The following is an 8,006-nucleotide window of genomic DNA, read 5'->3' on the forward strand; positions in this document are numbered from 1 at the left end:
CAAAGCTGGCGCGGATTTCGACACTTGTCGGCGGGTCCGGGGCAAACAAACGACAACGGCCGGCCGCGGAGAGTGCTCCGCGACCGGCCGTGGCCGTCGGATCCGTCAGGGGCGGCCCATGCCCCGGTACTCCCAGCCGGCCTGCGTCCACAGTGTCGAGTCGAGGCAGTTGCGGCCGTCGACGACCTTGCGGCCGGCGACCAGCTCACCGAGGGCGACCGGGTCGGCGTTGCGGAAGTCGGCCCACTCGGTGAGAACGCAGACCAGGTCGGCGTCGGCGACCGCCTCGTTGATGCCGACCTCGTAGGTCAGCTCGGGCACGGCGCGCCGGGCGTTCTCGGTGCCCTGCGGGTCGTACACGTGCACGTCGGCGCCGGCCTTCTGCAGCAGCGCGGCGACGGCGAGCGCCGGGGCGTCGCGGACGTCGTCGGTGTTGGGCTTGAAGGTGGCGCCGAGCACGGCGATCCGGGTGCCGGAGAAGTCCGGACCGGCCGGCCCGGAGCGGCGGCCGAGCAGGTCCGCGGCGAGCTGGAGGACCCGGGTGCGGCGGCGCAGGTTGATCAGGTCGACCTCGTGCAGGAACCGCAGCGCCTCACCGGCGCCCAGCTCCTGGGCGCGGGCCTGGAAGGCGCGGATGTCCTTGGGCAGGCAGGCGCCACCGAAGCCGAGACCGGCCTGGAGGAACCGGTTGCCGATCCGCGGGTCGTACCCGATGGCCCGGGCCAGCTGGGTGACGTCGCCGCCGGAGGCCTCGCAGACCTCGGCCATCGCGTTGATGAAGGAGATCTTGGTGGCGAGGAAGGCGTTCGCGGCGACCTTGACCAGCTCGGCGGTCGCGAAGTCGGTGACCACCAGGGGCACCTCGCGGTCCTCGGTGGCGGCCAGGTCGAAGACGCCCTTGTGCGCGGCGTAGAGCATGCCGTTGGCCCACTCGCTCTTCACGCCGACCACGATCCGGTTGGGGCGCAGCACGTCGTCGACGGCGAAGCCCTCCTGGAGGAACTCGGGGCTCCACGCCACCTCGACGCCCAGGTCGCCGGGGGTGTGCTTGCCGACCAGCTGCTCCACCCACTCCGCGGTGCCCACCGGCACGGTCGACTTGCCGACGATCAGCGCCTTGCGGGTCAGGTGCTGGGCGAGGCTGGTGACCGACGCCTCGACGTACGACAGGTCGGCGCCCATCCCGCCGGCCCGCTGCGGGGTGCCGACGCAGATGAAGTGCACGTCGCCGAACTCGGCGGTCTCGGCGATGTCGGTGCTGAACCGCAGCCGGCCCGCGGCGAGGTTGCGCTTGAGCAGCTCGTCCAGGCCGGGCTCGTGGATCGGCACCTGACCGGCGTTCAGCATCGCGATCTTGTCGGCGTCGACGTCGAACCCGAGCACCTCGTAGCCCAGCTCGGCGTAGCAGATGGCGTACGTCGCACCGAGGTATCCGGTCCCCAGGAACGTCACCCGCGGCCGAGGTGCGCCCGAGGGCGGCGTCACCGCGGCGATGGCGGGGGTCGGCTGGATGGTGGGGTAGGGGATCGTCACGCCTGTCTTCTCCGCTCGCACTGGCGGCGCGTCGTCGCGTCGCATTCTGCTGCGGCGCCTGGGCGGGCACCGGAGGGGTGGCTCACTGTCTGTCTTCCATCATCGCCCAGCCGCGTGGGTGCTCCGTCATGCCCATACCTACGCGCCGGTAACATCACCTGAACTGCAGTCGCTAGTCTTCAGTCTGCGCGTTCGGCGGTCAGGAGACGTCACAGACTGCGCATGATAGCGGTGAAGGGGAGGGGCCGACATGGCCGCAGGCGAGTCGTTCGACGTCTACCGGTTGCCCGAGGAGCACCAGGCGATCCGGGAGGCGGTCCGTGAGGTCTGCGCGGCGAAGGTGGCCCCGCACGCCGCCGAGGCCGACGAGACGGGCGAGTTCCCCAAGGCGTCGTACGACGCCTTGCGGGCCGCCGACTTCCACGCGCCGCACATCCCCGAGGAGTACGGCGGGGCGGGCGCGGACGCGCTGGCCACCGCTATCGTGATCGAGGAGGTGGCCCGCGCCTGCGCGTCCTCCTCGTTGATCCCCGCGGTGAACAAGCTCGGCACGATGCCGCTGCTGCTGTCCGGTTCCGAGGAGCTCAAGCGCCGCTACCTGACGCCGGTCGCGGCCGGCGAGGCGATGTTCTCGTACTGCCTCTCCGAGCCGGAGGCGGGCAGCGACGCGGCCTCGATGACCACCCGGGCCGTACGTGACGGGGATCACTGGGTGCTCAATGGCGTGAAGCGCTGGATCACCAACGCCGGCGTGTCCGAGTTCTACACCGTCTTCGCCGTCACCGACCCGGCCGCCCGGTCCCGGGGCATCTCGGCCTTCGTCGTCGAGAAGTCCGATCCCGGGGTGAGCTTCGGCGCCCCGGAGAAGAAGCTCGGCATCAAGGGCTCGCCCACCCGCGAGGTCTACCTGGACAACGTACGGATCCCCGCCGACCGCATGATCGGCGCGGAGGGCACCGGCTTCGCCACCGCCATGAAGACCTTGGACCACACCCGGGTCACCATCGCCGCGCAGGCCGTCGGGATCGCGCAGGGCGCGCTCGACTACGCCAAGGGGTACGTGGCCGAGCGTCGGCAGTTCGGCAAGGCGGTCGCCGAGTTCCAGGGCGTCCAGTTCATGCTCGCCGACATGGGCATGAAGCTGGAGGCGGCCCGGCAGCTCACGTACGCGGCCGCCGGGAGGTCCGAGCGTGGTGACGCCGACCTGACCTACTTCGGCGCGGCGGCCAAGTGCTTCGCCTCCGACGCCGCCATGGAGATCACCACGGATGCGGTGCAGCTGCTCGGCGGCTACGGCTACACGCGGGACTACCCGGTGGAGCGGATGATGCGGGACGCCAAGATCACCCAGATCTACGAGGGCACCAACCAGGTGCAGCGCATCGTCATGGCACGTCAACTGCTGGCCGGCATCGCCTAGCCGCCACCCGCTCACGTCCCCGCCCCATCGCCGCAACCGGCGGTGGGGCGGTCGTCGTGCGCGTGAGGCCGCACACAGCGGGATGTCGTACCCCTCTGCGACGTTGTCGGCACGGGAGAATCACCGAGACCGATCCCACCACCGCTCGCTCCCACGACCGACGACCCTCCGCAGAGAGATCGAGATGATGAAGCAGCTGGTGGAGAAGTCCGGCCCCGGTTCCGCCCCCGAGCCTGAGGTGCTGCCGGGCGACCTGATGAGCAAGCGTGACCGGCTCCAACTCGTCCTCGTCCTGGGCTCGTTGATCGCGATCGGCCCACTGACCATCGACATGTACCTGCCGGCGCTGCCCGCCATCACGGCGGGTCTGGAGACCACCGAGACCGCCGTGCAGCTGACGCTGACCGGCACGCTGCTCGGCCTCTCGCTGGGCCAGTTGCTGATCGGGTCGCTCTCCGACGTGGTGGGCCGGCGCCCGCCGCTGCTGGCCGGCCTGGCCGCGCACGTCCTGGCCTCCGTGCTGTGTGTCTTCGCCCCCAACATCGCCACGCTCGGCGTTCTACGCGTCGTGCAGGGGCTCGGCGTCGCGGCCGCCGCGGTGGTCGCCACGGCAGTCATCCGTGACCTTTTCAGCGGCGATTCCTTCGCCCGGGTCTTCTCCCGGCTGATGCTGGTGATGAGTCTCGCGCCGATCCTCGCGCCGACCCTGGGCAGCGCCTTGCTTCGCTGGACCGAGTGGCGGGGCGTCTTCGCGGCGCTGGCGGTGCTGGGCGCCGTGCTGGTCGTCATCGCGGCCCTGCGACTGCCGGAGACCCTGCCGGTGGCGCGACGCCGGCACGGTGGGATGGCGGGCACGCTGCGCGACTACCGCACGCTGCTCAACGACCGGGCCTTCGTCGGCCTGGTGCTGGTCGCCGGGCTGGCCATGGCGGCCCTGTTCGGTTACATCTCCGGGTCGTCCTTCGTCCTGCAGACCCAGTACGGCCTCGACGAGCAGCAGTTCGGTGTGGCCTTCGGGGCCGGGGCCGTCGGCCTCATCGCGGGCACCCAGCTCAATGTGCGGCTGCTGCACCGCTACACCTCGCAGCAGATCCTGGTCAGCACCCTGATCGCCGGAACGGCGGCCGGGCTGCTGCTCATCCTGCTCGCCGTCACCGGCGTCGGTGGGCTGGCCGCCCTGCTGGCGACACTGTGGCTCGTCCTGGCCACCATCGGGCTCGCCCTGCCCAACGGGCCGGCGCTGGCCATGAGCCGGCACAGCCAGGCCGCCGGGACGGCCGCCGCGCTGCTCGGGGCCGTGCAGTGCGGCATCGGTGCGTTGTCGGCGCCCCTCGCCGGCCTGTTCGGCACGGGGGCCGTACCGATGGCGGTCGTCATCGCGGGCGGCATGGCCGCGGCGCTGGCGGTCATGGTCCTGGTGGTGCCCCGCGCGGCGCTGCGCACGGTCGACCCGGATCTGGCCGTCGCCCTGCACTAGGGGCGGGCCGGTTCCCCGGCCCGCCCGACGATCAACGGATCTCGGTGGTGTTGTCCTCGGGGCGCGGTTGGCCCCGCGGGGGCGCCGACCAGGGCGACTCGCCGCCCACCCGGCGCGGCAGCGGCTCGGTGGGCGTCGGGTCGGCCGGGTAACCGAGGGTGAGCGGGGCGGCGTCCCGCTCGGCGGGCTCGGTGGGCGGCCAGTCGGTCAGGGTGAAGTTGTCGCTGCGGGGGCCGTCCGACGGCGCCGCCGCCGGCACCTCGGCCGGCACGGCCACCGGCTGCGGCCAACGCCGCCAGCGCTGGCGGCTGAACGCCGCCATCAGCAGCAGCATGCCGATCAGAAAGAGCGTGCCGTTCTCCACCGGCAGCCGAAGCGGCAGCGGATCGCCGAACACCTTCCAGCCCTGCGGGACCGCGTCGCGCACCTCGAACGGCGCCACGAACATCCCGACGTACGGGGTGACCAGCAGCAACCCGGCCACGATCGGGCCCAGCGGCGAGAAGCGCAGTGTGCCGAGCAGGCCCAGCAGGACACCGCCGACGCCGAGGTAGACGGCCGGCTCGATCAGGTTGGCGGTGTTGAAGGTGCCGATCTCCACCCAGCGGTCGACCGTCCGGCTCGACCCGTCCTGCCCCAGTGTGACGAGCACCCAGGTGATGGGCGCCACCACCAGCCCGGCGAGGAAGCTCCAGAGATGTCGCATCCGCGCACCGTACCGTTTCCGGCATGACCGAGCACCTCTCCGCCGCTCCGACCGGCAAGCCGACGTCGTACTCCCGCGTCACTCTCAGCAAGATCATGACGGCTGTCGATGTGAATCTCTACGGCACTGTGCACGGCGGAGTCCTGATGAAGTTCGTCGATGACGTGGCGGGAGCCGCGGCCGCCCGGCACAGCGGCGGAACGGCCGTCACCGCGGCGATCGACGAGATCGTCTTCTCCGAGGCGGTCCGGGTCGGTGACCTCGTGCACGCGCACGCCCAGGTGAACTGGACCGGGCAGACCTCGATGGAGGTGGGCGTACGGGTGGTCGCCGAACGCTGGGACTCGGCCGAGGACGCGCCGGTGCGGGTGGCCACCGCGTACCTGGTCTTCGTCGGCGTGGACGTGGGCGGCACGCCGCGCACGGTCCGCCCGGTGCTGCCGGAGACACCGGAGGACGAGCGCCGGTACCGGGAGGCGGAGATCCGCCGTGCGCACCGCCTGGCCCGCCGTCGCGCCATCCAGGCCCACCGCGCGAGCTGAACCACATGGGTTGGCCGGGTGGAGTGTGGGCCGCGCACGCGTCGATCGGCGCACCCGGTGCGCAGAATGGCGCTTCGAGGTAGGGCAAGATGGCGCCACGGCCCATTCACAGTGTCGTGCCGGGCCAGGGGAGGGTTGAGCAGTGGGTGACATGCTGTGGGCGCCGCCGGCGGACGTACGCGAGCGGTCCCGGATCGGCGACTACCTGCGCTGGCTGCGCGAGCACCGCGGGCTTGACTTCGCGGACTACGACGCGCTGTGGCACTGGTCGGTCACCGACCTGGACGCCTTCTGGCGCTCGATCTGGGACCACTTCGAGGTGATCGCGCACACCCCACCGACCGCCACCCTGGCCGAGCGGGGGATGCCCCGCGCCCGCTGGTTCCCCGGTGCCACGCTCAACTACGCGCAGAACGTGCTGCGGATACCCGGCCGCGCCGACGACGACCCGGTGGTGATCGCGCACGGTCAGACCCGCGCGCCGGTCACGCTGACCGCCGGGGAGCTGCGCGAGCAGGTCCGTCGGGTGTCGGCCGGGCTGCGCCGACTCGGCGTCACCGCCGGGGACCGGGTGGCGGCGTACGCCCCGAACATCCCGGAGACGTACGTCCTGCTGCTGGCCACCGCCAGCCTGGGGGCGATCTTCTCGTCCTGCGCGCCCGAGTTCGGCACCCGCAGCGTCACCGACCGCTGGCAGCAGATCGAGCCGACCGTGCTCGTCGCCGTGGACGGCTACCGGTACGGCGACAAGCCGGTGGACCGGCGCGCCGAGGTCGCCGCGATCCGCGCCGCCCTGCCGTCGCTGCGGCACACCGTCGGCATCGCGTACCTCGACCCGGCCGCCGCCCCCGAGGACGGCGTCCTGGACTGGGCCGAGCTGGCCGCGCCCACCGACGAGCCGTTGACGTTCACGCCGGTGCCGTTCGACCACCCGCTGTACGTGCTGTACTCCTCGGGCACCACAGGGCTGCCCAAGCCGATCGTGCACGGCCACGGTGGCATCCTGCTGGAGCACCTGAAGATGCTCGCCCTGCACCACGACCTGGGCCCGTCCGACAGGTTCTTCTGGTTCACCACCACCGGCTGGATGATGTGGAACTTCCTGGTGTCCGGGCCGGCGGTGGGCGCCGCCATCGTGCTGTTCGACGGCAACCCGGGGGTCCGGGCGGAGCCCGGCCGGCCGGCTGAGCCCGACCTGGGTGGGCTGTGGCGGCTGGCGGCCGAGACCGGTACCACGTACTTCGGCACCTCCGCGCCGTTCCTGTTGGCGTGCCGCAAGGCCGGCCTGGTGCCGCGGGACGTCGCCGACCTGTCCGCGCTGCGCGGCGTCGGTTCCACAGGCGCGCCCCTGCCCGCCGAGGGCTTCGGTTGGGTGTACGACACCGTGAGCGACCACGTGCAGCTCCAGTCGCTCTCCGGCGGCACCGACGTGTGCACCGGCTTCGTCGGCGGGGTGCCGCTCCTACCGGTGTACGCCGGTGAGATCGCCTGCCGGGCGTTGGGCGCGAAGGTGGAGGCCCGGTCCGCCGACGGCACCCCGGTGATCGGCGAACTGGGTGAGCTGGTGATCACCGAGCCGATGCCGAGCATGCCGGTGGGCTTCTGGAACGACCCGGACGGCACCCGCTACCGCGAGGCCTACTTCGACGTCTACCCGGGCGTCTGGCGGCACGGCGACTGGATCACCATCAACGAGCGGGGCGGCTGCGTGATCACCGGACGCTCCGACGCCACCCTCAACCGTGGTGGGGTGCGGCTCGGCACCGCCGAGTTCTACTCGGTGGTCGAGGGCCTCGACGAGGTCGTCGACTCGGTAGTCGTCCACCTTGAGGACGACGAGGGTGGCGCCGGCGAGCTGCTGCTGTTCGTGGTGCTGGCCGAGGGCCGGGAGCTGGACGACGAGCTGCGCGGGAAGATCCGCCGGGAGCTGCGGACCGCGCTCTCGCCCCGGCACGTGCCCGACGAGATCCACCAGGTACGCGCCGTACCCCGCACCCTGTCGGCGAAGAAGCTGGAGGTGCCGGTCAAGAAGATCCTCACCGGCACCCCGGTCGATCGCGCAGCGGCCAAGGGGGCCCTGGCCAACCCCGAGTCGCTTACCGCGTTCGTCGCCTTCGCCCAGTCGAGAACCCCCGCCTGACGCCCTCTCCCGGCGGCCCCGGGCGACCTCCGAGCCTCCGCCGCCCGGTCGACCGGGGCCCCGGGGACCCCCGAGTCTCTGTGGCATGCCGCAGGCGCTCGCGGTCTCGCACCTGCTGTCGTGTCGCATGGGGGGCAGCAGAGCAAAGGGGCGCAGGCACCCGCTTGCCCACCCGCAGGACTCAACCC

6 protein-coding genes are annotated in these 8,006 nt (G+C 71.9%); 4 read left to right on the forward strand and 2 right to left on the reverse strand.

The features are described from left to right. Nucleotides 1-105 precede the first annotated feature (105 nt). Nucleotides 106-1,533 (reverse strand): UDP-glucose dehydrogenase family protein, encoded by a 1,428-nt coding sequence (locus FHG89_RS10430; RefSeq protein ID WP_139584171.1) that lies wholly within the window; start codon nt 1,531-1,533, stop codon nt 106-108. A gap of 250 nt (nt 1,534-1,783) precedes the next feature. Here FHG89_RS10430 and FHG89_RS10435 point away from each other — a divergent pair, with 250 nt between their 5' ends. Both FHG89_RS10435 and FHG89_RS10440 read left to right on the forward strand, forming a co-directional pair. Beyond that, nucleotides 1,784-2,953, forward strand: coding sequence for an acyl-CoA dehydrogenase family protein (locus FHG89_RS10435; RefSeq protein WP_139584172.1), 1,170 nt, complete (start codon nt 1,784-1,786; stop codon nt 2,951-2,953). A 184-nt stretch (nt 2,954-3,137) separates the two neighbouring features. Then, nucleotides 3,138-4,430 carry a multidrug effflux MFS transporter gene (locus tag FHG89_RS10440; protein WP_208760920.1) on the forward strand — a complete coding sequence of 431 codons (1,293 nt, stop codon included), beginning with the start codon at nt 3,138-3,140 and terminating at the stop codon, nt 4,428-4,430. Nucleotides 4,431-4,461: 31 nt separating this feature from the next. On the opposite strand, the gene FHG89_RS10445 is transcribed toward FHG89_RS10440, so the two are convergent. Then, the gene (locus FHG89_RS10445; RefSeq protein ID WP_139584173.1) at nt 4,462-5,136 is read right to left on the reverse strand and encodes a hypothetical protein; all 675 of its coding nucleotides are present in this window, start codon (nt 5,134-5,136) and stop codon (nt 4,462-4,464) included. A gap of 23 nt (nt 5,137-5,159) precedes the next feature. On the opposite strand from FHG89_RS10445, the gene FHG89_RS10450 reads away from it, so the two are divergent. Then, entirely contained in the window at nt 5,160-5,678 is a 519-nt protein-coding gene (locus tag FHG89_RS10450) for an acyl-CoA thioesterase (RefSeq protein WP_139584174.1), read from the forward strand. Between the two features lie 142 nt (nt 5,679-5,820). Then, nucleotides 5,821-7,818, forward strand: coding sequence for an acetoacetate--CoA ligase (locus FHG89_RS10455; RefSeq protein ID WP_139584175.1), 1,998 nt, complete (start codon nt 5,821-5,823; stop codon nt 7,816-7,818). The last annotated feature ends 188 nt before the right edge of the window (nt 7,819-8,006 follow it).

Source organism: Micromonospora orduensis, assembly GCF_006228125.1.
Taxonomy (GTDB): Bacteria; Actinomycetota; Actinomycetes; order Mycobacteriales; family Micromonosporaceae; genus Micromonospora; species Micromonospora orduensis.